Origin of the sequence: Streptomyces sp. NPDC007025, from assembly GCF_042869455.1 — a bacterium.
Classification (GTDB): Bacteria; Actinomycetota; Actinomycetes; order Streptomycetales; family Streptomycetaceae; genus Streptomyces.
The window spans coordinates 178,689-203,589 of the sequence record NZ_JBIAFT010000012.1 but is presented as its reverse complement, the minus strand read 5'-3'; the positions used below and the strand labels follow the sequence as shown (position 1 = coordinate 203,589).

General features: G+C 71.4%; 23 protein-coding genes and 1 pseudogene. 7 read left to right on the top strand and 17 right to left on the bottom strand.

Annotation, left to right across the window (positions count from 1 at the left end):
* Positions 1-238: 238 nt before the first annotated feature.
* From ACFYMO_RS23990 to ACFYMO_RS23975, 4 genes are all read right to left on the bottom strand, one after another.
* On the bottom strand, positions 239-841 hold the full coding sequence (locus tag ACFYMO_RS23990) for a recombinase family protein (protein WP_388548771.1): 603 nt from the start codon (positions 839-841) through the stop codon (positions 239-241).
* Positions 842-1,094: 253 nt separating this feature from the next.
* Complete coding sequence (locus ACFYMO_RS23985; protein WP_366772478.1) at positions 1,095-1,511, bottom strand: Dabb family protein; 417 nt, start codon at positions 1,509-1,511, stop codon at positions 1,095-1,097.
* Positions 1,512-1,562: 51 nt separating this feature from the next.
* Positions 1,563-2,810, bottom strand: coding sequence for an MFS transporter (locus ACFYMO_RS23980; RefSeq protein WP_366772477.1), 1,248 nt, complete (start codon positions 2,808-2,810; stop codon positions 1,563-1,565).
* A gap of 349 nt (positions 2,811-3,159) precedes the next feature.
* Positions 3,160-3,726: a TetR/AcrR family transcriptional regulator gene (locus ACFYMO_RS23975; RefSeq protein WP_366772475.1), complete on the bottom strand. Its 567-nt coding sequence runs from the start codon at positions 3,724-3,726 to the stop codon at positions 3,160-3,162.
* 385 nt (positions 3,727-4,111) lie between these two features.
* Between ACFYMO_RS23975 and ACFYMO_RS23970 the strand changes: the two genes are divergently transcribed.
* The gene (locus tag ACFYMO_RS23970) at positions 4,112-4,411 is read left to right on the top strand and encodes a hypothetical protein (RefSeq protein WP_388548766.1); all 300 of its coding nucleotides are present in this window, start codon (positions 4,112-4,114) and stop codon (positions 4,409-4,411) included.
* A 133-nt stretch (positions 4,412-4,544) separates the two neighbouring features.
* Here the strand turns inward: ACFYMO_RS23970 and ACFYMO_RS23965 are convergent.
* The 5 genes and pseudogenes from ACFYMO_RS23965 to ACFYMO_RS23945 all read right to left on the bottom strand — a co-directional run.
* Positions 4,545-4,832, bottom strand: a pseudogene (locus ACFYMO_RS23965) (transcriptional regulator); the annotation flags it as partial.
* Between the two features lie 152 nt (positions 4,833-4,984).
* A complete protein-coding gene (locus ACFYMO_RS23960) occupies positions 4,985-6,154 on the bottom strand; it encodes a tetratricopeptide repeat protein (RefSeq protein WP_366772473.1) in 1,170 nt (389 codons plus the stop codon).
* Positions 6,155-6,354: 200 nt separating this feature from the next.
* The gene (locus tag ACFYMO_RS23955; protein ID WP_388548763.1) at positions 6,355-7,326 is read right to left on the bottom strand and encodes a hypothetical protein; all 972 of its coding nucleotides are present in this window, start codon (positions 7,324-7,326) and stop codon (positions 6,355-6,357) included.
* A 242-nt stretch (positions 7,327-7,568) separates the two neighbouring features.
* The gene (locus ACFYMO_RS23950) at positions 7,569-7,808 is read right to left on the bottom strand and encodes a DUF397 domain-containing protein (RefSeq protein WP_366772471.1); all 240 of its coding nucleotides are present in this window, start codon (positions 7,806-7,808) and stop codon (positions 7,569-7,571) included.
* Positions 7,805-8,590, bottom strand: coding sequence for a helix-turn-helix transcriptional regulator (locus tag ACFYMO_RS23945; protein WP_366772504.1), 786 nt, complete (start codon positions 8,588-8,590; stop codon positions 7,805-7,807). Before ACFYMO_RS23945 ends, ACFYMO_RS23950 begins: the two co-directional genes overlap by 4 nt.
* Before the next feature lie 165 nt (positions 8,591-8,755).
* On the opposite strand from ACFYMO_RS23945, the gene ACFYMO_RS23940 reads away from it, so the two are divergent.
* From ACFYMO_RS23940 to ACFYMO_RS23930, 3 genes are all read left to right on the top strand, one after another.
* The gene (locus ACFYMO_RS23940) at positions 8,756-8,974 is read left to right on the top strand and encodes a hypothetical protein (RefSeq protein WP_027760798.1); all 219 of its coding nucleotides are present in this window, start codon (positions 8,756-8,758) and stop codon (positions 8,972-8,974) included.
* The gene (locus tag ACFYMO_RS23935; protein ID WP_019354868.1) at positions 8,971-9,222 is read left to right on the top strand and encodes a hypothetical protein; all 252 of its coding nucleotides are present in this window, start codon (positions 8,971-8,973) and stop codon (positions 9,220-9,222) included. The genes ACFYMO_RS23940 and ACFYMO_RS23935 overlap by 4 nt, the downstream gene beginning before the upstream one ends.
* Positions 9,223-9,419: 197 nt before the next feature.
* Complete coding sequence (locus ACFYMO_RS23930; protein ID WP_366772470.1) at positions 9,420-10,409, top strand: hypothetical protein; 990 nt, start codon at positions 9,420-9,422, stop codon at positions 10,407-10,409.
* Between the two features lie 25 nt (positions 10,410-10,434).
* Here ACFYMO_RS23930 and ACFYMO_RS23925 read toward each other — a convergent pair whose 3' ends face one another.
* From ACFYMO_RS23925 to ACFYMO_RS23915, 3 genes are all read right to left on the bottom strand, one after another.
* Positions 10,435-11,334: a polysaccharide deacetylase family protein gene (locus tag ACFYMO_RS23925; protein ID WP_366772469.1), complete on the bottom strand. Its 900-nt coding sequence runs from the start codon at positions 11,332-11,334 to the stop codon at positions 10,435-10,437.
* A gap of 161 nt (positions 11,335-11,495) precedes the next feature.
* The gene (locus ACFYMO_RS23920; protein ID WP_366772468.1) at positions 11,496-12,038 is read right to left on the bottom strand and encodes a hypothetical protein; all 543 of its coding nucleotides are present in this window, start codon (positions 12,036-12,038) and stop codon (positions 11,496-11,498) included.
* Complete coding sequence (locus ACFYMO_RS23915; RefSeq protein ID WP_366772467.1) at positions 12,035-12,328, bottom strand: helix-turn-helix transcriptional regulator; 294 nt, start codon at positions 12,326-12,328, stop codon at positions 12,035-12,037. The genes ACFYMO_RS23920 and ACFYMO_RS23915 overlap by 4 nt, the downstream gene beginning before the upstream one ends.
* Before the next feature lie 129 nt (positions 12,329-12,457).
* On the opposite strand from ACFYMO_RS23915, the gene ACFYMO_RS23910 reads away from it, so the two are divergent.
* Entirely contained in the window at positions 12,458-13,636 is a 1,179-nt protein-coding gene (locus ACFYMO_RS23910) for a hypothetical protein (RefSeq protein WP_388548757.1), read from the top strand.
* Positions 13,637-13,661: 25 nt separating this feature from the next.
* Here the strand turns inward: ACFYMO_RS23910 and ACFYMO_RS23905 are convergent, their stop codons facing one another.
* Both ACFYMO_RS23905 and guaA read right to left on the bottom strand, forming a co-directional pair.
* Positions 13,662-15,017, bottom strand: a complete 1,356-nt coding sequence (locus ACFYMO_RS23905; RefSeq protein ID WP_388548754.1) for a hypothetical protein — start codon at positions 15,015-15,017, stop codon at positions 13,662-13,664.
* 113 nt (positions 15,018-15,130) lie between these two features.
* A complete protein-coding gene (gene guaA, locus ACFYMO_RS23900; RefSeq protein ID WP_366772464.1) occupies positions 15,131-16,714 on the bottom strand; it encodes a glutamine-hydrolyzing GMP synthase in 1,584 nt (527 codons plus the stop codon).
* 299 nt (positions 16,715-17,013) lie between these two features.
* On the opposite strand from guaA, the gene ACFYMO_RS23895 reads away from it, so the two are divergent.
* Positions 17,014-17,319, top strand: coding sequence for a chorismate mutase (locus ACFYMO_RS23895; protein ID WP_388548751.1), 306 nt, complete (start codon positions 17,014-17,016; stop codon positions 17,317-17,319).
* Positions 17,320-18,089: 770 nt separating this feature from the next.
* On the opposite strand, the gene ACFYMO_RS23890 is transcribed toward ACFYMO_RS23895, so the two are convergent.
* Both ACFYMO_RS23890 and ACFYMO_RS23885 read right to left on the bottom strand, forming a co-directional pair.
* The gene (locus tag ACFYMO_RS23890) at positions 18,090-19,940 is read right to left on the bottom strand and encodes a GMC oxidoreductase (RefSeq protein ID WP_388548748.1); all 1,851 of its coding nucleotides are present in this window, start codon (positions 19,938-19,940) and stop codon (positions 18,090-18,092) included.
* Positions 19,941-20,080: 140 nt separating this feature from the next.
* Complete coding sequence (locus tag ACFYMO_RS23885; protein ID WP_366772461.1) at positions 20,081-21,703, bottom strand: succinic semialdehyde dehydrogenase; 1,623 nt, start codon at positions 21,701-21,703, stop codon at positions 20,081-20,083.
* Between the two features lie 341 nt (positions 21,704-22,044).
* On the opposite strand from ACFYMO_RS23885, the gene ACFYMO_RS23880 reads away from it, so the two are divergent.
* Positions 22,045-23,034: a BtrH N-terminal domain-containing protein gene (locus ACFYMO_RS23880; protein ID WP_366772460.1), complete on the top strand. Its 990-nt coding sequence runs from the start codon at positions 22,045-22,047 to the stop codon at positions 23,032-23,034.
* A 30-nt stretch (positions 23,035-23,064) separates the two neighbouring features.
* On the opposite strand, the gene ACFYMO_RS23875 is transcribed toward ACFYMO_RS23880, so the two are convergent.
* Positions 23,065-24,852, bottom strand: a complete 1,788-nt coding sequence (locus ACFYMO_RS23875; protein ID WP_388548745.1) for a serine/threonine-protein kinase — start codon at positions 24,850-24,852, stop codon at positions 23,065-23,067.
* Between the last annotated feature and the right edge of the window lie 49 nt (positions 24,853-24,901).

The following is a 24,901-nucleotide window of genomic DNA, read 5'->3' as shown; positions in this document are numbered from 1 at the left end:
TGCCCCTGGAGCCGCCGACTCTCATCATCGGACGCAACCGCGGCGGCGAGTCCAACGCGCTGGACGGGCTCGACGTGCTCTCCCGGCTCGCCGAAGGTGAGGAGATCCGGGACGCGCTCGACGGCCGCCGACGGGACACCGGGGCGGTACGCGGCGGGCTGGAGGGCTGCCCGTCGCACGGCTCGCACACGTTCACGGCCCGGGACTCCCAGCCCGGACACCAGCCGCAAAGCAGCGGTCAGGGCTTGGTGACCGTGGTCTTCTTCGGCTGTCGGGGGACGGTCTTGGTCTTGCCGAGGTGTCCGTACACCGTCGGCCTCGGTACGCCGAACATGTCGGCGATCTGCTGGACGGTCTTCTCCCGCTCGTCGTAGAGGCGCTGGGCGAGGGCGGCCTGGTCCGCGGTGAGCTTCGGCCGGCGACCGCCGACCCGGCTGCGGGCCAGAGCGGAGGCGAGCCCGTCGTCGGTGTTGGCCACGATCAGTTCGCGCTGCAGCCCGGCGAGCACGGACAGCATCCCGAACATGGCCCGGCCCTCCATCGTGGAGGTGTCGATGCCCTGCTCGACGACGTGCAGCCCGATCCCTCGCTCGCGAAGCTCGGCACCGAGGGTGACCAGGTGCAGCACGGAACGGGAGAGCCGGTCGAGGCGGGTGACCTTCAAGGTGTCGCCCTCCCGCAGCAGCTGCAGCACGAGATCGAGCTTCGGCCGTGATGCCTTCGCGCCGCTGGCGGTGTCGATGTGGATGTTCTCGCGGTCGACGCCGGCCCGGATGAGGGCGTCGATCTGATGATCCGGGTTCTGGCCGGCGAGGGAGACCCGCGCGTAGCCGATGAGCATGTGTCGGAATCCACCGGCCGGACCGTTCATCGGACGTTGTTTTCCGGCGCGAGTTGTCGAGACTCCTCAGCTGCGGGTTCGCGCTCACGGGTGTGAGTGTCGACAGACGTTCGTTTGCCGTCACTTGCCAGCGGCGCACTTGGAAGAGGCAACCCCAGTAACCCCCTTGCGATCAAGCAGAGGGGATTGCGGGCGCGCACGGGAAGGCGCCCGCAGGGTGCGGGCGCCTTCCCATGGTAGGGGTGGGTGGTGGTCAGGCACCGTGGGTGCCGGGGGCGGCGCTTCCGAGGTACTCCGGGAGGTCGGAGACGAGGTCGGCCACGTCGGGGATCTCGTCGTAGCGGCGCCGGTGCAGGTCGGCGATCTTCGTGCCGATCTCCGGGTCGGCGTCGTCGGTGATGTCGAACGAGGCGAATTTGTCGACGAGCGGCAGCCCGATCCGGTCGGTGTGGAGGTGGGCGGGATGGATGAGGTAGTCCCAGTAGCCGTCGATGTCCTTGATGACGTAGGTGGCTCCCCACGCGTACTCGCCGCCGAAGTCGCGGCCGACGACGAAAGACTCCACGGACGGGATGACCCGGCCCTGGTTGCGCAAGCTCTCGAGGGCCTCCTCGAGCTGCTCGGGGGCGACGCCGGGCTTGGTGGTGAAGCGGATGCCGTGGTGGATCATCGGTCTTTCCTTTCCCTGTTGGGTGTTTGTTGATCTGTCAGTGGTCAGTGGTCAGCGCACTGTTCGCATCCGCCAGGTCCCGAGGGCGGCGAGAGCGGCGCCCGCCGCCATCGCGATCCCGGTCCAGGTGAAGGCGCCAGCGATGCCGGAGATCTCGACGAGGGGCTGGGCGGCCAGGGGCGAGAGGAACTGCCCGAGGAAGATCCCCGTGACCAGTCCGCTGAGGACGCGGCCGCGCTGGTCGGGGTGGGCGAGCTCGCTGAGCCGCAGGTTGAGGTTGGGTACGGCGAGTCCGACGCCGGTGCCGCCGACGAGCAGCCCCGCCGCGATCTGGGCGACGGTGCCCGCGGTGCCGACCAGCAGCCAGCCCGCGCCCAGCAGCGCGACGCTGACCGTGCTGATCGCGGCGGGGCTCAGGCGTCGGCGCACGGCGGGGAAGGCCAGCGCGCCGACCGCGCTGGACAGCGTGCTCCCGGCGATCACCGCGCCGGTAGCGGTGGGGCCGCTGCCGTGGCTGCTGAGGAGGAAGGGCAGTTGGGTGGGTGCCATGTAGAACGCCAGCGTCGCGATGAGCGCCAGCACGTACAGACCGGTGACTCGGCCGGTGATGCGTTCGGCACTGCGGCCCGTGGTGTGGCCGGTCACCGGCTGTGGTGGGCCGCCGGGACGGGCTGCCGCCGCGGCGCGCTCGCCTCGCGGCTCCGCGCGCAGGGCGCGGATCGCGAACACGGCGACGACGGCCGAGGCGGAGTAGATCCAGAAGGGTGCCCGCCAGCTGACCGCGGCCAGCAGCCCGGCCAGCGGCAGGAAGACGACGCCGCCCAGGCTCGCGAAGACCTGCTGCAGCCCGAGGAAGGTCGCGCGCCGTGGCCCGTCGAACCAGTCGGTGATCGTGGCGCTGACCGCCGTCATGATGCCGCCGACCGCTACCCCGAGCAGTGCCCTGGTAGCCAGCAGCAGATACAGGTCGGTGGCGAAGAACCCGGCGGTGCCGCTGACGGCGTACAGCACGAGGCTGAGCACCAGCAACGAGCGCCGCCCGATGCGGTCGGCGACCACCCCGGAGACCGGAGCGCTGACAGCGATCGCCAACGAGGTGACGGTCAGCGAGAAGCGGACCAGAAGGCCGGCGCCGGGGGTGCCGGCGAATGCCTCCCTCATGGCGGGCAGGCTGGGTGCGATGATCGCCGCCGCCATGATGGTCAGCGTCGCCGCGGCCAGGACCGCGGCGCGTGCCGGGCGCGGGGGCACCGGCTGCGAACGGGTCGGCTGGGTCTGCTGAGCCAATGCGGTTGCCATGGGAATCCCTCCTCTTCGGGGGGTCGGCCGGGTGGTCAGTCCCAGAGCGTGACCATGAAGGCCAGCGCCAGGATCGAGGTGATGAGCGCGGCCCGCCAGGCGAAGCGCTCGATGCGGGAGCTCTGGGTGATCGGGGTGGTCATGGTGGTTTCCCTCACGTCGTCTGTGTGTGGTTAATTACTCACTCTTGAGGCCGAAAAAACGGCCACCGCGACCGGTGCCGCCCGGCGCTCAGCGCCACAGCAGGAACAGCACCACGTCCAGGGTGGCCAGCGGCGCGAGAGCGGCCCAGCGAACGGCGACGTTGCGGGTCATGTCATCACCTCCTCGTCTGCGGTTGTTCTGTGGATCAGTAGTGGCGCAGTCCGGCACTCAGCGTCCTGGCCCACGGAGTGTCGAGCTGGTGGGCGTCAACGCTGACCACCAGGTGGCACAGCATGCCCACGGAGAAGAACCGCTGGATGTCGGCTTCCGTCCCGCCGGAGACGCCGCGCACGTACTCGACCAGCCGGGCGTAACCGGCCTGCACCACCTCACGGATCGCCGGCTCCGAGGCCGCCGCGCACTGCGCGTGCATCTGCAGCAGGAGCAGGTCCCGGTCGGCGATGAGCCGGGCGTAGGCATCGCCCATCGCGTCCAGCACCGCCTCTGCCGAGCTGCCCTTGGCCGCGGCCGCACCGTCGCTGAAGCTGTCGCGGACGAGGGCGAAGCAGTGCTCCACCACCGCCGTGAACAGCGCCTTCTTGTCCGGGAACAGCCGGTACACGTAAGCCTGCGAGATACCCGCCCGCTGGGCCACGTCGGTGGTTGTGGTGCCGAAGTAACCTCGGTCGGCGAACGTGCGGACCGCCGTGTCGAGGACGGTCTTCCTTCGCTGGTCGGCGGTCGAGAGCTGTCGGCGGTTGACTGAAGTCATGTGAGTAATAAACCACTCACACCTCTGATCGTCAAGCACCCCTGACCACGCCAGGCGGCTGGGGCTCCTGGAGCCCGTCATCCGCGGAGCGGGTTCCGGACGTACACCGGGAAGCGGCTGAAGTCGCGGTCCGCGGACCAGAGTTCGCGTACGCCCTGCTGGTGGACTACCAGCTGCTACGGACCGCCCCGCTGGGACTGATCCCGCGGGACGCGCGGGTGGCCCGGAGCCATTGCAGCCGGCTCCGGACCACTGCTGACTCCACGGCCCTCAGCCGGCGTGGCTCGCGTGGCTCAGGGCATGAGGCGCTTGAGGTCGTCGCTGAAGATCTGCCCGTAGCGGTCGGCATCGCGGCGTCTTCCACCTGGATCCGGTCCCGCACCTCATGCGGCAGTACGTGCCTGCCCGCGACGCCGAGCTCCGGCGCAGTGCGGAGAAACTGTCGGCGTCCGTCCGGCGCATCGCCGAGCAGTCGCCCGCGGAGTTCGACCGCCTCGTCACGGGCCTGCGCCGGGTGGCCGAGCACCCCATCTCGGAGGTCCGCACGACACGCTCCGACCTGGGTGACGTCATGCTCGTCGTGGACGAGGGCCGACTGGGCGACGTGGTGACGCGCGGACTCCTCCCCACCCGCCGCGAAGAGCGCGACTGCACCGGGTTCGACCGCCTGCTGGGAATCGGCTGACAGCCATGCCACACCCCGTCACGTTCGTCGACACCTCGGTGCTCTGCAATCTCCTACAGGTCCCGCACATGGACCAGGACCGGGAAGCAGTGAGCGCGGAGCTGGTCCGCCGCCGTAAGGAAGTCAGGGACGGTCAGATGGCTCGTGCGACGGCGATGCTCAGTTCGCGGGCGCCGCTGCTGCGAGGGTGGTGCTGGGCCAGGTCGTGGACGATGCTGCGGATCGCCGGCCGGTCGCGGACTTCTCCGGGGCTGGCGCGGTAGGCGTCCAGCAGGGCCCGGATGGTCTGCTCAGGCCGATTCCAGGCCCACCAGGCGCGTGCCAAGTCGGTGCTCAGCCGCGCCTTCCGTTCCACGGTCGGGAACTGCCCGGTGCGCAGGTTCTTTCCGGCCTCCAGGGCGGCGCCCGCGTCACCGAGGGCCACATCGCCGGGTAGTCGGGTAGTCGGGTATGCGCCCTGTCCCACCCATGGCCGGCGCTCCCGTCGCGGCAATCGTCGGCGCCGGTACGGCTTCGGCTCGGCATGGGAAGGTCGAAGCCTTTGCCCCGACCTGAAGCGGGAAAGTCAATGCGTCAGGCGTTCCTGCGCCGCTGTTCGTCGACGAACTTGAGCACTTCGTAGGCCATGGTCAATCGCCTGCCCAATAGGGTGTCCGGTATCTGGTCACGCAGGTCGCGAGCGAAAGTATTGTAGGGGTTGATCTCAAGGGCGCGGTTCAAATCCCTGGAGGCTTCCTCATAGCGCCAGGTCGCCAGATACACGGCGCCTCGCTCGGCGAGAGCAAAGGCGTTGTCCGGGTCGACTTCGAGCACACGGTGGAGATCGTTGAGCGCCTGCCCATGACGGCCCGTGACGCGATTCACGGCACCGAGTTCCGCCAATGCCCACGTATTGTTGCGGTCGACCTGGAGTGCACCGTTCAAATCCCTGAGCGCCTGTTCGTAGTTTCCGGTGAGCCGGTTCAGGGATCCCCGCTGAGCCAGAGCCCAGGCGTCGTGGGGATTCACATCGATCATACGGTCCAGAGACCGCAATGCCTGCTCGTAGCGCCGTGCAGACACGTCCTGCTCAATTGCCGCTCTCTCGGCGGCCTGCTGATACGGGTTGGACGCGTACCCGGCTCCATAGATGCCCTGGACGGCGGGCTGCAACTCCCGCCGATCCGGGAGGTCGGGGAGATCGGGGAGGACGGGAAGATAGTATCCGGCGGCGCCCATGATGCGATAACGGTTCCGGGCGAGCCACAGACCTTCCGAAGCGTGCGGGTCGTTGTCGTAATCGGCCCGCCCGACAGCCTGTCCACTGATCCTCTCGCGTAGCGCCTCGCACAGTGTCTGGTCCACGTAGATGGCGCTGCCGGCCGAGGAGATTCCTTCCCGCAGTACTTCTGTGAGGGCAGTGGTCAGCCGCATGCCGCGAGCTTCCTGATCGGCTGCCGCAGCAGTGAGCACGGCCAACCGTGCCCGGCCCGAACGAACCCCACCGGCGAGGCGACTGGCGCTCGGTACGGCACCCCCCGCGTGGCAGGTGTCGATGAGGGCTATCACTCCGTCCACGCCGACCTCATCCGCCGCATCGGCCAGCAGTGATCCGACATGGACAGCGGACAGCGTGCTCTGGGTCGTCGAGGAACCGACCATGTAATAGAGGTCGGTCTGTTGAGGGGTGGTGAATCCGTGCCCGAGCAGGGCCACCACCATCGCAGCGCCGTCCGCAGTGGCCCTGCGCGTGACCTCGTGCACCGCCCTGCGTACGTCCTCCGGCTCCAGCTCCTCCCCCACCAGCAGGGAGGGATGGTGCCCATAGCGGGCTCGACACCCTCCGACCTCCGGATCCGTAAGGACAGCGTGCAGGTCCCTCGCGGCCTCCTCCAGCCGGGACAGCCTCCCCATCGACCGGCACTGCGCCCCGATGACCAGGACATGCCGCACCCCGCCGCCCGTCACCGCTTCAGCACCTCGGCGACGGGCCCGGCCACGGCCGGTTGCCGCAGATACTTCGTGGCCGTGTGCACCCATATGCCGTCAGAGTCCACCCGGTCCGTGGTCGGCACGACTCCGGATGTGTTCGGCAACATCCACTGCTGCAACCGGGGGCGGGCCACGACGATGTCGTCGCGGTCCCAGAAGTTCAGCCAACGGGCGACCAGTTCGGGAGTTCGCGCGGGAACCGGGCGTATGCGCTGCCTCACGGCCGCCCCCGTCGCCAGCGGCGAGCCCAGCGTCACCAGCAGTTCCACAGACCCCGTGTACTCGTGCAGCGCTTCGAATGACACCACGGTTCCCAGCGAATGCGCCACGACCACCAGCGGCCGCCCCGGATCTGTTTGCCGCAACAGCCGTTCCCGAATTCTCGCATCCAGTGTCCGACCGCGGCTGTCGCACTCAGCACGATTCAGATAGCGGCTGACCTGCGCCAGATGTCCCAGTAGGGACCAGCCGTTCGCCCATTGGGCAGCCCGGCGCAGTCCCGGAGCCTGCAGAATTGTCGTCAGCGCATTGGCCAGAACCCTTACCGGCCCCAACAGTCCCTGTGACTGGCCACCCGTCCGCTGCAACTGGTCCCGTGCATCGTCGGCGACTCTCAGAGTCTGCCGGTCCCCTTCGCGCTCCGCCTCTCGGGCGATCTCATCGACCGCATCCCGGACCAACGCTTCCAGGAATTCTACCTGTTCGCCAGGGATGTCATTTTCCGCACCCCCCTGCGCCTCACGGTCCGAGAACAGATCGCTGTAGTCCACAAACCGGGCTTCACTCAGCCATCCCTGCGTCAAACCGGAAACAGCATCCGCATGTCCGGCCTTACGCGCACCATCCGCCAGAGCCTCCAGCCAGGTGCGGCACTCCCGCTCCGCATCCCGTAAGCCGCCGATACCATGAACAAAAAGCAGTTGGGTTCTTCCTGAGCTGCTCACCAGGCGCCCTTCGCCGCTTCCCTCTACCCGAAACCACGAATCCCGGCGCTCGCCGGAAGGCAACGGCTGCACCCCCGTGCCGCGTTAGGACACCCCCACGGTACTGCCGTACCCGCCGGTAGGCGGGGGCTTTGCAGTGAACCCCGCCCTTCCCCTGCATGGGTGGGTCAAGCCGCGCATTGACAGGTCAAGAAAGTGCGTACGGCCGCGAGGGTCCGGGGCGCTCCGGTGTTCCGCCGGGGTCAGTGACGGGTGCGGGCGAGGAAGGCCGACCAGGCGGCGGGCGGGACGGCGAGTTGGGGGCCGACGGGGTTCTTGGAGTCCCGGACGTGGACGGTGTGCGGGCAGGCGGCCACCTCGACGCAGTTGCCGCCATCGTCGTTGCTGTAGCTCGACTTGCGCCAGGAGACGGCGACCTCGACGCAGGCACCGCCTTCACTGTTGCTGTAGCTGGACTTGAACCATGCCAGTTCAGTGCTCATAGCTCCTCCGCCAACTTGCTGATGAACCGTGCCGACTCCTCCGGGCTGAGAGCCTGCCGGAGGATCATGTCATGGCGCTGCCGGAGGATGCTGACCTTGCCCGGATCCGAGTAGAGCACCCCGGTGGTCTGCCCCTCCTCGTAGCCAAGGTACTCATGTTCGGACGTTTCCAGTAGGACGAACGGACCGAGCAGGCCAGGGTGGTAGCCCGCCGCCTCCAACATCACCTGGATCGTCACATTCCGCCGCTTCGCGTCCTCCAGCACGTGGAGAAGCTGCCTCTGGCGCGCTTGATTGCCCACCACAGGGTTGCGCAGTGCCGCCTCGGCAATGACGAAGCTGAACGCCTTGGTCTGCTTGTCGAGCAGGGCCTGTCGCTCCAGTCGCCCTCCCACTCGTTCTTCGATGGTCTCGTCGTCCAACGGCGGGCAATGCTCGGTGAGTAGCGACCGAGCAACGTCCCCTGTCTGCAACAGTCCCGGGATGAACTCAGCCTCATACCAACTGACGGCCACCGCCTCACTCTCCGCATGCATATAGTCGTGCGAGTACGACGGGAACGGCTCGGGTCGGAGGAACTCCACCGCAGCGGCCAACTTCCCCTGTGCCCCGGACATCTCGTCGGCGATCCGCAGCACATGGGCTTGGGCCTTGCGTACGCCGCGTTCCATGCCCTTGATGGCGTCGTAGCCGTAGCCGGCCTCGTCCGCGAGGGCCTGCCGGGAGATGCCGGCTGCCTCGCGCCAGCGTTTCATCTGGTCCCCGGCGTAGCGCCACGCCATGGGGCGGTCGTCGCCGTTGCCGTTCCTGTTGCCGCCGTTGCCCGCCAACCGGCTCACCTCCTGAGCCAGTACGCCCGATGGCCGAGGGGACACCCCGGGCACACTCACCGTCCGTACCTGTTCCGTTACTTCGCACCGTAGCCCGTGACCAGCAGGCTTTGCGCCATGGAGAGCGAGATTCCCCCGGCAGGGGCCTTCGCGGTCGATGTGCGGACGGGCCGGGTCGGCCAAGTGATGGGCCGCGAGGGACCGTACGTGCAGTTGCGGCCGCCCGGCGGCGGTTGCGAGTGGGACGTGCCGCCGGACGCGGTGCGCCCGGCGCGGGTCAGTGAGGAGCTGCGCGCCCGGGTGACCGATCTCAACTGGCAGAGCAGGCTGCCGTGAGCGGCGGTCACCGGCCCCGGTCCGTCATCCGGTACGAGAACTGGGTGTTCGTGCCCGATCAGGAGCCGGACGCCGAGCCGATCATGTACGCGATGCAGTGTGCGGTCTGCGACGAGCAGTCCGCCGCGAGCATCGACTACACCGAAGGGCACGCATGGGCGCTGCGCCACTCCGGGCGCAACCCTTCCCATCACACCTATCGGGAACTGGTCACCCGGCCCTGGCGGTGCTGGATGCGCGGCTGGTGAGTCGGGCGGCCGAAGCGGCCCAACGGACAGCCCAGGGCTGGGACTTACACTCCGCAACCGTCCGTCGCCAACTGCCCACAGTCCGTGTACGCTGCCGCCTGTCAGCTTGCCCCATGTGCCACACATGAGGCGGCCCCCGACGGTGTTGGAGCACCGGACGAGGGCCTTCACCGCCAAGGTCTCGGAGGGACCCTGGGATGCACAGGCATGTTAGCGCGCCCGCGCGCTTCTTCTCCCAGTTGCCGAACGACATCATCCGCCACCCCCGCCTTTCCGCGCATGCGGTACGGCTCCTGGCCTGGCAGCTCTCGCTCCCCGAGGGTGCCGACGAACCGCTGTGGCGGACGGCCGAGCGCGCCGGGATCGGGAAGGTCGCCTTCCAGCACGCCAAGCGTCAACTGCGCGCGGAGCAGTACCTGTTCGAGTGGCGTCGGCAGAACGCGGACGGCCGCTGGCAGACCGTGCAGCTCCTCACCAACGTGCCGCTCTCCCCGGACGAGGCGCGGGAGCACGCCGCGAGTGCGAGGGGCGTTCCTGCCGTCGCCCGACCAGCCTCCCGCCCTGCCGTCCGACCGGCAGTCACCGCACCGGCCGCCGGTGGGCCGACCCGTCGGTCCGCTGCCCCTCAAACCCTTGAAACACCCGTGGGGAACACCTCCCACCCACCGGCACCCACCTCATCTCACGCCGAGCACCAACTCGGCGCCGCGTCCTACCACCACGCGGCCGAAGCGCTGCTGCTGTCCCTCGCCCGCTCGGGGCCGCACCTCGCGCTGCCGCCGCGCAAGGCGCGACAGTGGGCGCCCCTCGCGGCGCGCTGGCTGGAGCGCGGGCTCGGCGCGGACGACATCCGTACCGTCCTGACAGCGGGACTGGAACGGGCCCGCTCCCCGCTCGGCGCGCTCCGCTGGCGGCTGGAGCACGCGCTCCCCGAACCGGTCGCACCCGTCGCGGCAGGGCGCCCGGACCCGGGTTCGACGCCGCTCCCCCGCGTGTCCGGTATGCGGGAGTGCGCGGGCCCGCACACCCAGCCGCTGCTGTTCGTCCCGGTCGGCGACGAGGAGCGGTGCCCCGCCTGCCGAACCGACGCAGCGGCGGCGGCAGCGACGGCAACTCCGTCCGGGCCCGGCCTGACGGCCTTCCGCGCCGCCCGCAGGGCCCTCGCCGTACCGCCGACGGGCACCTGAAGGCGACCGGCCGCCTGACCGGACCTCACACCTCGGGCCGTACACATGTGTAGCCGCGTTCCTGGAGGACGGGCAGGTAGCGGTCGACGGCGGCGACGGTCTGCTGTCGGGGGCCGCCTCCGTCGTGCTGGAGGACGATGACGCCGGGGGCCGCGTCCCGGGTGACGGCGCGGACGATGTGCGCCACGCCCGGCCGGGCCCAGTCCTGGGTGTCCACGGACCAGCCCATCGGCTCCATGCCCAGATCGGAGCAGACGCGCAGTGAGGGAGGGTGCCAGTCCCCGTAGGGGGCGCGGCACCAGCGGGGCGGGGCGCCCAGGACGCGGTCGATCAGGTCGCTGGTGCGGCCCAGTTCGTCGCGGACATGGCCGGTGTCCAGCCGGGTGAGCTGCTTGTGGTTCCAGGAGTGGTTGCCCACCACGTGGCCGTCGGCGGTGATGGCGTGCAACAGGTCGGGGAAGGCGGCGGCGTTCTCGCCGACGACGAAGAAGGTGGCCTGCACCCCGTGCCGCCGCAGCACCTCCAGCAGTGCCGGGGTGTGGACGGGGTGCGGGCCGTCGTCGAACGTCAGCGCGATGACGCGCCGTCCCTGCCCGGCGGGCAGGAACATCTCGGCGTGGGTGCGGACGGGGGCGTGGGCCTTCGGTTCGCCCATCGAGGTCTCACCGGCCAGGGGACGCAGCCGGTAGCTGTCGTGCGCCGCGGGACTCGGGTGCGCGCCCGCACCGCCTGGTGCGGGAGGAGCCGGACCGCCGGGATCGGGAGCGGAACCCTTCGGGGATCCGGCTCCCGACTTCGCGTGCCCGCCTCCGGTGTCCTCGTGGGTGAGCACACCCGCACCGACACCCGCGAGCGCCGCGGTACCGACACCGACGCCGACGCAGAGCAGAGTCCTGCGCGAAACAATATGACTATCGGATCGCATGATATTTGGTTAGCAGCGTCGGACGGCGCCGCGCGGGAGCCGCGCGCGTGCGGCCCCGGAGTCCACGCGAACAGCGCACCGCTCCCGCGATACGGGCTCCGCATTCCGCCCAGCGGAGCACGGCCGGGCGCTGGTGCGGCCGTGCGGCCGGACCGGCGAAGTCAGGCCGGCGCCGGCCATTCCTCGTCGTCGTCCTGCGGCTCGTCCCGCACCCGCAGCGCGGCGATCCACAGCGGCAGCAGCCGGTGCACCGCGTAGGCGACCAGCCCGGTGGCGGCGAGCGGACCCGCGAGGTCGGCCATCGAGGCCCCCGCGACCCACAGGACGTAGAAGCCCAGCAAGGCGGCCGTCAGCAGCCAGGAGTTGATCCGGTACGCCCACAGGTGCGCCGTACCGCGCTCGGCCACCTGCCGCTCGTCCAGGAACCGGACGCGCAACTCCAGCAGCCCGCGCGTCATGGAGTTCAGCAGGCCGGTGAGCGGAACCCAGACCAGCAGCGCCACCAGCAGCGCCACCACCGGCCACCGGGCCGCCGACGCGAAGCAGCCCACCATCCCCGTCAGCCCCAGGGCCGTCGTGGCCAGATGCCCCGCCACGATGCGGCGCCTCGCCCCTCGGGAGGCGTGGAAGCGCTTGGTGCGCGCGTCGTTCATCGTCCGCAGCAGCCACCTGTCGTAGCGCGTGCCGTGTGTGCCGGTGGTCATCCGGTGCTCCTCCCCGTGTGTGCGGTCGCGTCGGCCCCGCCCCGGCCGCCGCCCGCGCCGTACACCTCGTCCGTGAGCGGACGGAACGGCTCCAGGGAGAACAGGGCCTCCACCGGCAGCCGGAAGTACGCCGCGATGCGCAGCGCCAGATCGAGACTGGGGTTGTACTGGCCCCGCTCGATGTAGCCGATCGTCTGGTAGTGCGCGCCCACTGCTTCGGCCAGCGCCTGCCGGGACACCTTCCGTTCCGCCCGCACGACCGCCAGCCTGTTGTGCACGTGCTCGCTCATGTATAAGAAGTACTACATCTGACAGCAGGAGCACAACACCGCGGAGGCACGGACGACTGCTTCGCGGCCGCGATGCTCTGCCCGCGCGCACCCCACCCGCCCGCCGCGCCGCCCGGGTACGCTCGCCCGATGTCCTTCCTCGGCCGAATACGCGGCGCCGCATCCCGGCGCACGGTGCTGCTCGCCGGCGCGGGCGTGCTCACGCTGGCGCTGCTCGCCGTCCTCGTCCCCGCGCTGCTGCCCGGCGAGGACGGTTCGGACGAGTGCCGCCAGGCACCGGACTCCGCCCGTGCACAGGCCCGCGACCCAGAACGGGCCGCGAAGGAGCTGGACCCGGGTGAGGGCGTCAACCGCACCGGACCGCTCAAGCGGCTGCTGCGCGCCACCGGTTCCCCGCTGTGCGAGGGCGCGGACGGCGCCCAGCTCGCCGGACGCGCGCTCGTCGCGGCGACCACCGGCCGCACCACCGCCGACCAGCACGAGCCCGCCCGCCCGCACTCCGAGCGGGCGGCCCGCGTCGCCCACGCCGCCGTACTGCTGCTGAGCAGGGGGAACGAGACCTACCAGCCGGACTTCCCGCTCGGGCTCAACCCCTACCTGGCCCGGATGTTCGCCTCCTACATCCAGGACACCAGCAGGTCACTGGTGCGCGGGGCACCGCTGGACTGGAAGGCGCCCACCGCCACCGACAGGGAAGCCGAGTACTCCGACGGCAGCGGAAACTGGGCCACGCCCTTCCCCTCGGGGCACGACGTCCACGTCGTCTTCCCGGAGTTCGAGAGGGCGCAGAAGATCGTGCGGCGGGCGGCCACCTCACCGCGTGCGTTCGCCACGCTGTACGACGCCGAACGCGCCCGCTTCGCCTGGTATTTGGAGCGGCTGACCGACACAGCGCGGGAACCCGGCGGCAAACCGGAGTCGGGAGCGCTCTCCGCGGAGATGGAGCTGGAGCAGAGCGCCAGCTTCGTCGCCGAGCTGATGGGATCCCGTACGGTCGCCGTCCGGGACGGACTCGCGCCCTCCCTCGCGCAGTTCGACCGTGCGGTGCTGCGGCACACCCGCGGCCTCTACCACCCCGCCGACCACCGGGTACGCACCCGCTCCTCGGCCGCCGCCCTGGCGCAGCGCAGCCCCGACGCCTCCGCGGGCAAGGGCAAGCAGGCCGCCGAGCGGCTGATGGACGGCAGGGTCCAGCTCTTCGCGGTGTTCGACGCGTGGGCGCGCGAGCGCGGCATACCGGAGGGGCTGGCGGAGCGGATCAGGATCCGGATGGACACCCGGTACGCCAGTTCCCTGAACCTTCTGTAGGCCTGGGGCAGGCCGGGACTGGGGCTCAGTGCGCGGACGGAAGCCGCAGCCCGGTGCAACCGCGCGCGGCGCTCTCCTTCTCGGCGAACGAGACGAGCATGGCGCGCATCGTCTCCCGGCCCAACTGGCGGCGGCTCAGCACCTGCTCGTCCGGCTTGTCGGAGCCCTCGTCCTCCCGGCTGACGCGGAGCTTGAAGCCCGCCGGACGCCCCTCACACCGCGCGATGGCCCACGCGGTGACATCGTTCAGCCACGGCCGCATCCGTGTCTTGTCCGTACGCACGCCGCTGTGGCCCGCCTCGGCGGACATCACCCGCTTCACCTCCGGACCGTACAGACCGTAGAGCCTGGCCACCGGCGGGTACGGGTCACCGTCCTCGTCCTTGCCGGAGTGCCGCACCTTGCAGCTCGTCAGCGGAGCCGGGCCCTCGGGGATCCGGAGATCCACGGTCCACCCCCCGCCGCTGAAGGGGCCGCGGGCGAGCGCGGCGCACGTCGTGCCCGCCGCGCGTGCGGACGGCACCCCTTCGGGCTCGGTCTCTTCGATGTCCTTCGCCGGAACGGTGAGCGGGTCGCGGTCGCAGCCGAGCTTCCCGGCAGCCTTGTTGGCGACTGCTGCTCCCGCACGGACCAGCTGATGGGGCTCGGCACCCTGTCCGCCCAGCACGTCCACGAAGAGCCGCCGGGGCAGCCCGGCGGCGTCCTTGCCCAGCCCCGGGCAGTCGGGCACCAGCGCCACTCCGCCGAACCGGGCCTCGAACCCCGGCAGTCCGCCCGTCAGCGCGGAGGCGGGATGCGCCCCGTTGCTCTGGAAGTCCCGTACCAGGTTGCGGTCGACGTCGTCACGGCGGCTGTAGACACGGACTTCCAGGACCCGGCCGCCCTCGTCGTTGGTCACCTCGCAGGTGTAGCGGCCCAAGCCGGTGTCGGTCTCGGCGTCGGACTCGGTCAGATGCGCCTCCGGATCACCTGTGGTGCCGCGCAGCGTGTCCAGGCTGCCGTCCGGCAGTGCGCCGTCGCAGGCGTCCGAGGTGATCAGCCGGTCCTGGACGAACGGCTCGGCGATCCACCCCGCACCGCCGAGGAGCAGCACGCCCACGCCGCACCACGCCGCGATCCTGGTGCGGCGGCGCCGCCGGTCGTCAGCCTCCCGGGCCAGGCGCCACCGTTCACGCCGCTCGTCCTCGGTCTCGGGCTCAGCCTTGGGCTCGGCTTTGGACTCGGACGCGGCGGACTCGGATTCGGACCCGGTCGCGGACTCGGTCCCGGATGCAGCCTCGCCACGGGACTCCGGCGCGCGTTCGGGCTCCGGTGTCGCCTCGGACTGCTCCGGTATCGCCCCCGGCTCGCGCTCGCCCCGCCGCTGCTCCTCCTCCGACATCCCGGCACCGTATCCCACCCCGCACCCCGCAGCCCGAACACACGTGTGCCCCGGGCTCCGCGAGGGAGCACGGGGCACAGCGCGGGGCGCCCGCGGGGGAGTTCAGCCGGGGCTCACTCCCACTCGATGGTCCCCGGGGGCTTGCTGGTGACGTCCAGCGTGACCCGGTTGACCTCGGAGACCTCGTTGGTGATCCGCGTCGAGATACGACCCAGCACGTCGTAGGGCAGCCGGGACCAGTCCGCGGTCATGGCGTCCTCCGAGGAGACCGGGCGCAGCACCACCGGGTGGCCGTAGGTGCGCGCGTCGCCCTGCACTCCGACGCTGCGGACATCCGCGAGCAGCACCACCGGGCACTGCCAGATGTCGCGGTCCAGCCCCGCGGCGGTCAGCTCCTCGCGGGCGATGGCGTCCGCCTCGCGCAACAGGTCGAGCCGCTCGCGGGTGACCTCGCCGACGATCCGGATGCCCAGCCCGGGTCCCGGGAACGGCTGGCGCTGGACGATCTCGTCCGGCAGCCCGAGCTCCTGCCCGACCATCCGCACCTCGTCCTTGAACAGCTTGCGCAGCGGCTCCACCAGTTCGAACTCGAGGTCCTCGGGGAGGCCGCCCACGTTGTGGTGCGACTTGATGTTGGCCGCGCCGGTGCCGCCGCCGGACTCCACCACGTCCGGGTAGAGGGTGCCCTGCACCAGGAACGCCACCGGCTCGTCGCTCGGTGCCTCGGCGACGATCTCCGCCTGCGCCTGCTCGAAGACCCGGATGAACTCCCGGCCGATGATCTTGCGCTTCTGCTCCGGGTCGGAGACGCCCGCCAGCGCGTCGATGAAGCGGTCGGCCGCGTCCACGACCTTGAGCTGGACCCCGGTCGCCGCCACGAAGTCCTTCTCGACCTGCTCCGTCTCGCCCTTGCGCATCAGGCCGTGGTCGACGTACACGCAGGTGAGCTGGTCGCCCACGGCACGCTGCACGAGCGCCGCGGCCACCGCCGAGTCGACCCCGCCGGACAGCCCGCAGATGGCGCGCTTGCCGCCGACCTGCTCCTGGATCGCGGCGACCTGCTCGTCGACGATGCTCTCCGTCGTCCAGGACGGGGACAGGCCCGCGCCCCGGTAGAGGAAGTGCTCCAGTTCCTGCTGCCCGAACGTGGAGTGCATCACCTCGGGGTGGTGCTGGAGGCCGTACAGCTTCCGCTCGTCGTCCTCGAACGCCGCCACCGGCACCAGGTCCGTGGACGCCGTGACGGTGAAGCCCTCCGGCGCCGCCGAGCAGGCGTCACCGTGCGACATCCACACCTGCTGCTCTTCCGGGGTGCCCTCGAACAGCGTCGAGGATGCCTTGGCGACGGAGAGCTGGGTGCGGCCGTACTCGCGGCTGCCGGTGTTGTCGACCGTGCCGCCCAGCGTCGTCGCCATCAGCTGGAAGCCGTAGCAGATCCCCAGGACCGGGACGCCCGCCTCGAACAGCGCACGGTCGATGGCGGGCGCGCCCTCCGCGTACACGGACGACGGGCCGCCGGACAGGATGATCGCCTTCGGGTTCTTGGCGAGCATCTCGGCGGCCGGCATGGTCGACGGCACGATCTCGCTGTAGACCCGCGCCTCGCGCACCCGGCGCGCGATGAGCTGGGCGTACTGCGCGCCGAAGTCGACGACGAGGACGGTGTCCGGAGTGCTCTCGGACGGGTTGGAAGCCACGAAGCTGATGCCTTTCGGCGTGAAGCGGGGGTTCGGTTTTCGATGATAGCGGTGCCCCCGGGTGCCCGGCCCCGCCGCCGGGTGTCCCGGAACCGGTGGCATACTGACCGTATGCAGAACGCGCAGTGGTTTACCTATGGCACCGGCCCGGCCGGCTGCCATGGCCGTTCTGTGTGAGAGAAGCGACACACGAACTTCCCCAGGCGCCCCGGGCCGGTCAGGCCCGGGGCGCCGGTGTGTGTGCCCGCTTCCCCCGGGCCGCCGTCCGCGGGCTCCGCGACCCGAGGAGCGAACCGCACATGAGCGCCACCACCAGCAGCAGCACCAGCAGCACCACCCGCACCAGCACGCAGGCCGATCCGGCGCCGGAAGCGGTCATCGATGCCGAGCGGGCCCGCATCGACGCACTCGACGCCCGCATCGTGGCACTCGTCCGCGACCGTATGGAGGTCTCCGAGAACATCCAGCGGGTGCGGATCGATTCGGGCGGCCGCCGCGTGCATCTGACTCGCGAGATGCAGATCCTCGACCACTACAGCACCGAGCTCGGGGCACCCGGCCGGGAGCTGGCCCGGACCTTGCTGCGGCTGTGCCGGGGGCACTGACGACGCAGAGCGCGTCCGGCGCCATGGCGCGCGCCCGCCGGGCACGCGCGTCCCGTCCCGGTGCGCGTGCCGTCTCACTGCGCTTCCGGCCCTCACCCGTACGGCGCGTGACCGCCCCGGGGGGCCTTCGTTGGACCCGGTGTCCCTGATCTCCGCCGGGCGCCCGGCGGCGAGCGGGGCGGCGTCACCGGAGCGATGAGACGCCCGTCCTCCCCGCGAGGGGAGACGCCGGGTGTCGTGGGACCTCGCTCCGGTGCTGTGACCGGACGGCAGGGGACAGCAGCCCGGTCACGACAGCGGCCGGTCCCGGGGACGCTCTGGACCGGCCGCTCCGCGGCTTTCCCCCGGACCCCGCGGGCCGGCCGCCGGGGCGCCGGTCCGTGCGGGCCGCCCCGCACGGAATCTTCGCGGGCCCCCTGGAATCCCGCACCGTCGCAACGGTTGCGCAGGGTGCGACGGATCCAGCACGATGCAGACGTCCGGTGAGCAGAGCCACCTGACCACACGGCCGTTTGGTGAGCCATGACGGGATTCCGCCATTGGTTCGACCAACAAGGCGGCGCCCTCCCCCCGGCGCCGCTCTCAGCACGGGCGCTGCCCTGACGCCGGTGCTGACCCGAGGGCCCCGCGGCTGCCGCCACCCACCCGGCCGGCGCCCGGGGCCCTCAGCCGTGCTACCCGAGCCGCGTCCGTCCCACCGGGGCCGCGTCGCCGTGCCACCCGATGCCGCGGACGGAACGGCGACGCGACCGGCACGGCGGGCAGCCGCCTCAGTCGTGTTCCGTACCGGTGGCGGAACCGTCCCGCGCGGGGACCGGAGGCACCGGGAGCACCGGCAGCCGCAGCGCCCCGAACGCGGTCTCCGGTACCGCGGGTCGGGCCGGGGCCACGGGCGCCAGCCGCCGGTATCCGGCGTCCTGCGCGGGGCGCGGGTCCTCCTCGCCGCTGTTGGGCCAGAACGACATGGCGCGCTCGGCCTGCGCGGTGATGGTCAGGGACGGATTGACCCCGAGATTGGCGGAGACGGCGGAGCCGTCCACGACCGAGATGCCCGGATGCCCGTACAGCCGGTGGTAGGGGTCGATGACGCCGTGCTCGGCACTGTCGCCGATGGGGCAGCCGCCCAGGAAGTGCGCGGTCAGCGGGGTGCCCATCAGCTCACCGACGTTGGTCCCGGCGAAGCCGTTGATCTCCTCGGCGAGCGCGGTCGCCGCCTCGGCGCCCTCCGGTATGTGCACGGGGTTGGGCGCTCCGTGCCCCTGCCGCGCGGTGAGCATGCCTTTGCCCAGGCCCTTGTCCTTGCGGTAGGTGGTCAGCGAGTTGTCGAGCGTCTGCATGACGAGCCCGATGATGATCCGCTCGGACCACTTGCGCGCGGAGAGCGAGCGCAGGAAGAGCGCCGGGTGCCGCAGGCAGGTCAGCACGTGCGCGAGCACGCCCGGCAGCACCGTGTTCTGCCGCATCTGGAGGGTGGTCAGGGCGCTCATGGAGTTGGAGCCCTTGCCGTAGCGCACCGGCTCGATGTGGGTGTGGGCGTCCGGGTGCACGGAGGAGGTGATGGCGACGCCCTTGGTGAAGTCGGGCGCTGCGTCCCGGCCCCACTTCCTGCGGTACCGGCGGGGCACCGTCTGCGCGCCCACCAGCGCCTCGGAGTTGGTGCGCGTCAGCTCGCCCAGCCTGGGTGAGAGCCGGGGCAGGGTTCCGGTGTCCTTCACCTGGTGCAGCAGTTTCTGGGTGCCGTACGTGCCGGCGGCCAGCACCACCCGCCGGGCGCGGAGGATGCGCGGCTTGCCGCCGCGCCGCTTGTCGGTGCGGACGGTCAGTACCTCGTAGCCGTCCGTGTCGGTGCCCGGGGTGCGCTCGCGCAGGCCGACGACGGTGGTCAGCGGGCGGATCTCGGCTCCGGCGCGCTCGGCGAGGTGGAGGTAGTTCTCGTTGAGGGTGTTCTTGGCGCCGCGGCGGCAGCCGGTCATGCACTCCCCGCACTCCACGCAGGCCTTGCGGTCCGGGCCGGCGCCGCCGAAGTAGGGGTCGGGGACGGTCCCGCCGGCTGTGGTGCGGGCCGTGCCGTCGGCGTCCTGGCCGTCGCCGAAGAAGACGCCGACGGGGGCGAGGTGGAAGGTGTCGCCGTAGCCGAGGCGGTCCGCGGCGGCTTTCAGATGGACGTCGGAGGGGGTGGTGGTCGGGTTGAGCCGGACGCCGAGCATCCGCTTGGCCTGGTCGTAGAAGGGCGCCAGCTCGTCCTGCCAGTCGGTGATGTGGCCCCACTGGCGGTCCTCGAAGAACGGGGCGGGCGGCACGTAGAGGGTGTTGGCATAGTTCAGCGAACCGCCGCCCACCCCGGCACCTGCCAGGATCATGACATTGGCGAGCAGGTGGATGCGCTGGATGCCGTAGAGGCCGAGCGAGGGCGCCCACAGGAAGTTCTTCAGGTCCCAGGAGTTCTTCGGCAGCTCGTCGCGGGTGAAGCGCCGACCGGCCTCCAGGACGCCGACCCGGTAGCCCTTCTCGGTAAGCCGCAGCGCGGAGACCGCGCCGCCGAAGCCGGAGCCGACGACCAGGACGTCGTAGTCGAACGGGTCTGTGCCCGCCCGCTGCTGGGCACGTGGGGGCAGGGACACGGGTACCTCCGGTTCTGCGGTGGCGGTGCGGACGGAGCGGACGGACGGACAGAAGGTGCGGACACCGGCGACGGGCGGAGCCCGGCCGACGGCGGGCGGCCCCCGCCCGCACGGGCCGACGGTGCGGAGGCCGCGGGGCCTCAGCGGAAACGGAGCGTCTTGAGCGCCTTGAGGGAGCGGGACATGAACGCGGCGTACGCCTCGTCGCTCATGCCGAGGGACGGCGCCATGGGCAGCACCCGCTGGTGCGCCACCGTCTGCGACTCGGTGTACTTCAGGATGCCCTCCGAGCCGTGCCGGCGGCCGAGCCCGGAATCGCCCATGCCGCCCATGGGGGCCTGGGCGCTGCCGTAGGCCGAGGCATAGCCCTCGTTGACGTTGACGGTGCCGGTGCGCAGCCGGGCCGCGACCTCCCGTCCCCGGCGCCCGCTGCCCGACCACACGCTGGAGTTGAGGCCGTAAGGCGTGGCGTTGGCCAGGCCGACCGCCTCGTCGGTGTCGGAGAAGCGGTAGACGGAGACGACCGGGCCGAAGGTCTCCTCGCCGCAGACCGTCATCTGCGGCTCGACGCCGTCCAGCACGGTGGGCTCGTAGAACAGCGGGCCGATGTCCGGGCGCGCCCGGCCCCCCGCCAGTACCGCGGCGCCCTTCTCGACGGCGTCCGCCACGTGCTGCTGCACGTTCTGCAACTGCCGTTCGGAGACGAGCGAGCCCATGTCGGCGCCGTAGGCCAGCGAAGCGCCCAGCCGCATGGCGCGGACGCGGGCCACGAAGCGCTCCAGGAAGGCGTCGGCCACCGACTCGTGGACGTAGAGGCGCTCGATGGAGATGCACAGCTGCCCGGCCGAGGAGAAGGCGCCGCGCACCGCGCCCTCGGCGGCCTTGTCCAGGTCGGCGTCCTCCAGGACCAGCATCGCGTTCTTGCCGCCCAGCTCCAGCGAGCAGCCCACCAGGCGCGCTGCGGCCCGCCCGGCCACCTCGCGCCCGGTGCGGGTGGAGCCGGTGAAGGAGACGTAGTCGCCGCGGTCGACGACCTCGGGCCCGACGACCGGGCCCTCGCCCAGGACGATCTGCCAGACGTCGGCGGGCAGCCCGGCCTCGACCAGCAGGTCGCGTGCCCACAGCGCGGTCAGCGCGGTCTGGGTGTCCGGCTTGGTCACCACCGCGTTGCCCGCCGCGAAGGCCGGGAGCACGTCGCCGACGGAGAGTTCGAAGGGGTAGTTCCACGGGGCGATCTGGCCGACCACCCCGCGGGGGTGGCGCAGCTCGGTGACCTTGGTCAGCGCGGGGATCGCACCGGTGTGCCGCTTGGCCCGCAGGTAGGCGGGGGCCTTGCGGCCGTAGTGTCGGGCCGCGACGGCGACGGCCTGGACCTCCTCGTGGGCGTGCAGCCGCGCCTTGCCGGTCTCCAGCTGGACGAGGTCCAGCACCTCCGACTGGCGGGCCAGTACGAGGTCGTGGAAGCGCAGCAGCACCGCGGCGCGCTGCCGCACCGGGGTGGCCGCCCAGGCGCGCTGCGCCGCACGGGCCGTCTCGAAGGCGGCCGCGACGTCCTCGGGGGTGGACTCGGGCAGCTCGGCCAGCACCTCGCCGGTGAAGGGGGAGCGGCTGCGGGTCGTGCCGCTGCCCACCACACCGCGGGCCAGCGCCGCGACGAGGTCGGGGGTGACGACGTCGGCGGCCGTCCGGGCCCGGGCGGGTGCGGGAGCCACCGGGTTGCCGGCGGCGTGCTCGGTGCGGGTGCTGTCCTGCGAGTCCGTCATGCGAGTGAGCGTACGACCACGGGCGCGGCCACGTATACCCAGCGGTAACCCCTTTTCACGGAATCTGCCAGCGATTGCTGGCAGAACCAGTGGGAGGGGCCGGGAAAGGCCCGCTCCGGGCCGGGGCGGACTCGGCTCGCGGCCGGGGCGGGCCCCCTCGGCGCCGGGGGTGGCCCGGTACCGACCCGGAACGGGCCCGAACCGGGAAAGACCCCCCGGACAGCCGTCCGCCGTGCAAGAGTCCACCGGGGCGGCGCACGGAACGGACCGCGCGCCATCGAGCCCCTGGCCACCGGGGCTCCGCACGCCCCGGTCCGGAGCAGCCACACGGGGAGTACGGCATGAGCACGGTACAAGGGGTCGAGGCCCGCGGTACGCAGCACTGCGAGACGACAGCACTGGGCGTGCTGCTGCGGCACCAGGGGATCGACCTGTCCGAACCCATGCTCTTCGGGCTCGGCTCCGGGCTGTCCTTCATCTACTGGGACAGCAAGAACATGGACTTCCCCTTCCTCGGCGGACGGGTCAAGCCGTTCGAACTCACCCGGAACCTGGCCGCCACGCTCGACCTGGAACTGCTGGTCCGTGAGACCACCTCACCCCGCAAGGCATGGGCGGACGCGGCGGCCGGCATCGACGCCGGGCACCCCGTCGGACTGCAGCTCGACAGCTACCACCTGGAATACTTCACCTCGAAGGTGCACTTCGGCGGGCATGTCGTCGCCCTGTACGGCTACGACGAGCAGAACGCCCACCTGGTGGACACCGACCAGCAGGGCGGCGCGGTGTCCAGCAGCCTCACCAGTCTCGCCGAGGCCCGCGCCGCCCGCGGCCCGATGGCCGCCAAGCACCGCTCCTTCACCCTCACCGCCGCGCAGGACCCGCCCTCCCCGCGCAGCCGGATCGTGCCCGCCGTCACCGCCTGCGCCGACGCCTTCCTCGAACCGCCCATCGCCAACCTGGGGCACCGCGGCATCGAGAAGGCCGGGAAGCTGATCGGCAGCTGGCTGCGGCGCACCGACGACCCGCAGCGCGACCTGCCGCTGGCCGCCCGCCTGATGGAGCGGGCCGGCACCGGCGGCGCCCTGTTCCGCAACCTCTACCGGGACTTCCTCGCCGAATGCGACGAACTCCTCGACAGCGAGCACCTGCGCACCGGGCACCGGCTGTACGCCGAGGCGGCCACCGGATGGACGGAGGCCGCGGAGCTGATCACCAAGGCCGGTACGTCAGGCGACGAACAGCACCTGCTCCGGGCAGGTGCACTCCTGCACGAACTCGCCCGCGTCGAGCGCGAGGCCATGGAGGCGCTGCGCCGGCTGCGGGAGTGACGCGAGCGACCGTGGACGTGCTGCGGCGCCTCACAGGTCGTTGATCTTGAGGGACTTCTTCGCCTCCTGGAAGACGGCCTCGCCGTCCTTGCGCGACTTGCCCTCGGCGGGCATGTCCACGGTCAGCAGCCAGCGCACGCCCTTGTCGTTGACGAAGACCAGCTCGTGCCGGAACTTCTTCGCCTCCTTGGGCTCCCCGATGTCGGGTTTCGGCCGGAAGGTGGTGGAGACCTCGGCCGCGTCCTGCCCCTGCTGCTTCGCCTCGGTGACCCGGGAGCGCACCTCCACCATCGTGTCCGAGTAGTCTTCCTCGGCGCCGTCCTCGTAGAAGCTCTTCCGGGAGTTGGCCTCCTTGAGGGAGTTCTCCTCGATGTCCTTGCCGCTGCGGGTCAGCTCCATGGAGACGACGTCGCCGGGGTCGGTGTAGGCCACGGCGCCGTCGTCCGCACTGCGCTCGTACTCCTCGGGCACCGCAAGCCGGGCGCTCACCCGCGCATCCTCGTTCCGCGTCGTCCAGCCGTCCGGCGCCTGGTCGGCAGTGAGGACGAAGAACAGGGTGAGCGCGGCGGCAGCCGCGACGACCACACCGGCGGTGCCGAACTGCCAGGGCCGGCTGGTGCGCAGCTTGCCGCCGAACCCGCGCAGCGCCCGGCCGGCGCCGCTGCCGCCGCCGGGGGCACCGGTCTGCGGCCCCAGGTCCTGCTGGGGCGGACGGGCCACCTCCGCGAGGGTCTGCCGGATCTCCCCGGCGTCCGGGCGCAGCCCAGGCTCCCGGCTCAGCAGCCGGGTGAGCAGCATTCCGAAGGCCCCGGAATCGCTCAACGCACGTGCCGGGCGCTGCGGTTCGGCGGAGAGCACGGCTTGCAGGGTCGCCGGGCTGTTCGAGCGGCGGAAGGGCGAGACCCCCTCGACCGCCGCGTACAGCACGACCCCGAGCGACCACAGGTCCGACTCCGGTCCCGGCCGCTGCCCCAGCACCCGCTCGGGCGCCACGAACTCCGGCGAGCCGACGAAGGCGCCGGTCTCGGTGAGCCCCTGCTCCCCCTGGACCGCGGCAATCCCGAAGTCGGTCAGCACGACCCGGTCGTACCGGCCCAGCAGCACGTTGTCCGGCTTCACGTCGCGGTGCAGCACACCCGTCGCGTGCGCCGCCTCCAGCGCCCCGGCGACGGCGAGCCCGATCCGAGCGGCCTCCCGCACCCCGATGGTGCCCTCGTTCAGCACGTCGGCCAGCGAGCGCCCCTGGACCAGTTCCATGACGATCCACGGCTGCTCGTTCTCCACCGCGACGTCGTGGATCGTCACCACGGAAGGGTGGTCGATCCGCGCGGCCGTCCGCGCCTCCCGGCGCATCCGGGCGTACATCGTCTCGCGCTCCTGCGCGGAGAGGTGGTCGGGCAGCCGCGGCTCCTTGACCGCCACGTCCCGGTCCACCACCTCGTCGTGCGCCCGCCACACCGTGCCCATGCCGCCGTGCCCCAGCCGGGCCGTCAGCCGGTACCGGCCGCCGATCAGCCGCCCGGTCCCCGGCTCCGCACCGGGCTCGGCCGACGGGGCCGCGGCGACCTCCGTGGGCTCGTAGGCACCACCGGGCGCGGGGCGGCGCTGTCCGGACTGCTGCCCCGCCTGCGGGACGCCCGAGGGCGAGGCGGGCGCGGACGCCGCACCGGACGGCGCACCGGGTGCCGGGGACGGCGGGGGCGGGGCGGACGACGCCGACTGTGCGGGCATCCCCGGGTGCTGCCCCGCAGGTGTCCCCGCGGGCGGCTGCAACCCGTAACTGGTCGACTCGTCCACCCCGTCCCCCTCGTTCGTCATGCCCCACCATTACCCTGCTGGGCAGCGCAATCGCCACTTTGTTCACAGA

What these genes read in the sequence shown, in the direction of transcription:
- ACFYMO_RS23950 (WP_366772471.1), bottom strand. Translation starts at nt 7,808, where the DNA reads ATGAGCACTGAACTGGCATGGTTCAAGTCCAGCTACAGCAACAGTGAA.
- ACFYMO_RS23925 (WP_366772469.1), bottom strand. Translation starts at nt 11,334, where the DNA reads ATGCGATCCGATAGTCATATTGTTTCGCGCAGGACTCTGCTCTGCGTC.
- ACFYMO_RS23880 (WP_366772460.1), top strand. Translation starts at nt 22,045, where the DNA reads ATGAGCACGGTACAAGGGGTCGAGGCCCGCGGTACGCAGCACTGCGAG.
- ACFYMO_RS23970 (WP_388548766.1), top strand. Translation starts at nt 4,112, where the DNA reads ATGCGGCAGTACGTGCCTGCCCGCGACGCCGAGCTCCGGCGCAGTGCG.
- ACFYMO_RS23905 (WP_388548754.1), bottom strand. Translation starts at nt 15,017, where the DNA reads ATGTCGGAGGAGGAGCAGCGGCGGGGCGAGCGCGAGCCGGGGGCGATA.
- ACFYMO_RS23885 (WP_366772461.1), bottom strand. Translation starts at nt 21,703, where the DNA reads ATGACGGACTCGCAGGACAGCACCCGCACCGAGCACGCCGCCGGCAAC.
- ACFYMO_RS23985 (WP_366772478.1), bottom strand. Translation starts at nt 1,511, where the DNA reads ATGATCCACCACGGCATCCGCTTCACCACCAAGCCCGGCGTCGCCCCC.
- ACFYMO_RS23980 (WP_366772477.1), bottom strand. Translation starts at nt 2,810, where the DNA reads ATGGCAACCGCATTGGCTCAGCAGACCCAGCCGACCCGTTCGCAGCCG.
- ACFYMO_RS23895 (WP_388548751.1), top strand. Translation starts at nt 17,014, where the DNA reads ATGAGCGCCACCACCAGCAGCAGCACCAGCAGCACCACCCGCACCAGC.
- ACFYMO_RS23945 (WP_366772504.1), bottom strand. Translation starts at nt 8,590, where the DNA reads ATGGCGTGGCGCTACGCCGGGGACCAGATGAAACGCTGGCGCGAGGCA.
- ACFYMO_RS23930 (WP_366772470.1), top strand. Translation starts at nt 9,420, where the DNA reads ATGCACAGGCATGTTAGCGCGCCCGCGCGCTTCTTCTCCCAGTTGCCG.
- ACFYMO_RS23975 (WP_366772475.1), bottom strand. Translation starts at nt 3,726, where the DNA reads ATGACTTCAGTCAACCGCCGACAGCTCTCGACCGCCGACCAGCGAAGG.
- ACFYMO_RS23915 (WP_366772467.1), bottom strand. Translation starts at nt 12,328, where the DNA reads ATGAGCGAGCACGTGCACAACAGGCTGGCGGTCGTGCGGGCGGAACGG.
- ACFYMO_RS23875 (WP_388548745.1), bottom strand. Translation starts at nt 24,852, where the DNA reads ATGACGAACGAGGGGGACGGGGTGGACGAGTCGACCAGTTACGGGTTG.
- ACFYMO_RS23920 (WP_366772468.1), bottom strand. Translation starts at nt 12,038, where the DNA reads ATGACCACCGGCACACACGGCACGCGCTACGACAGGTGGCTGCTGCGG.
- ACFYMO_RS23910 (WP_388548757.1), top strand. Translation starts at nt 12,458, where the DNA reads ATGTCCTTCCTCGGCCGAATACGCGGCGCCGCATCCCGGCGCACGGTG.
- ACFYMO_RS23940 (WP_027760798.1), top strand. Translation starts at nt 8,756, where the DNA reads ATGGAGAGCGAGATTCCCCCGGCAGGGGCCTTCGCGGTCGATGTGCGG.
- ACFYMO_RS23990 (WP_388548771.1), bottom strand. Translation starts at nt 841, where the DNA reads ATGCTCATCGGCTACGCGCGGGTCTCCCTCGCCGGCCAGAACCCGGAT.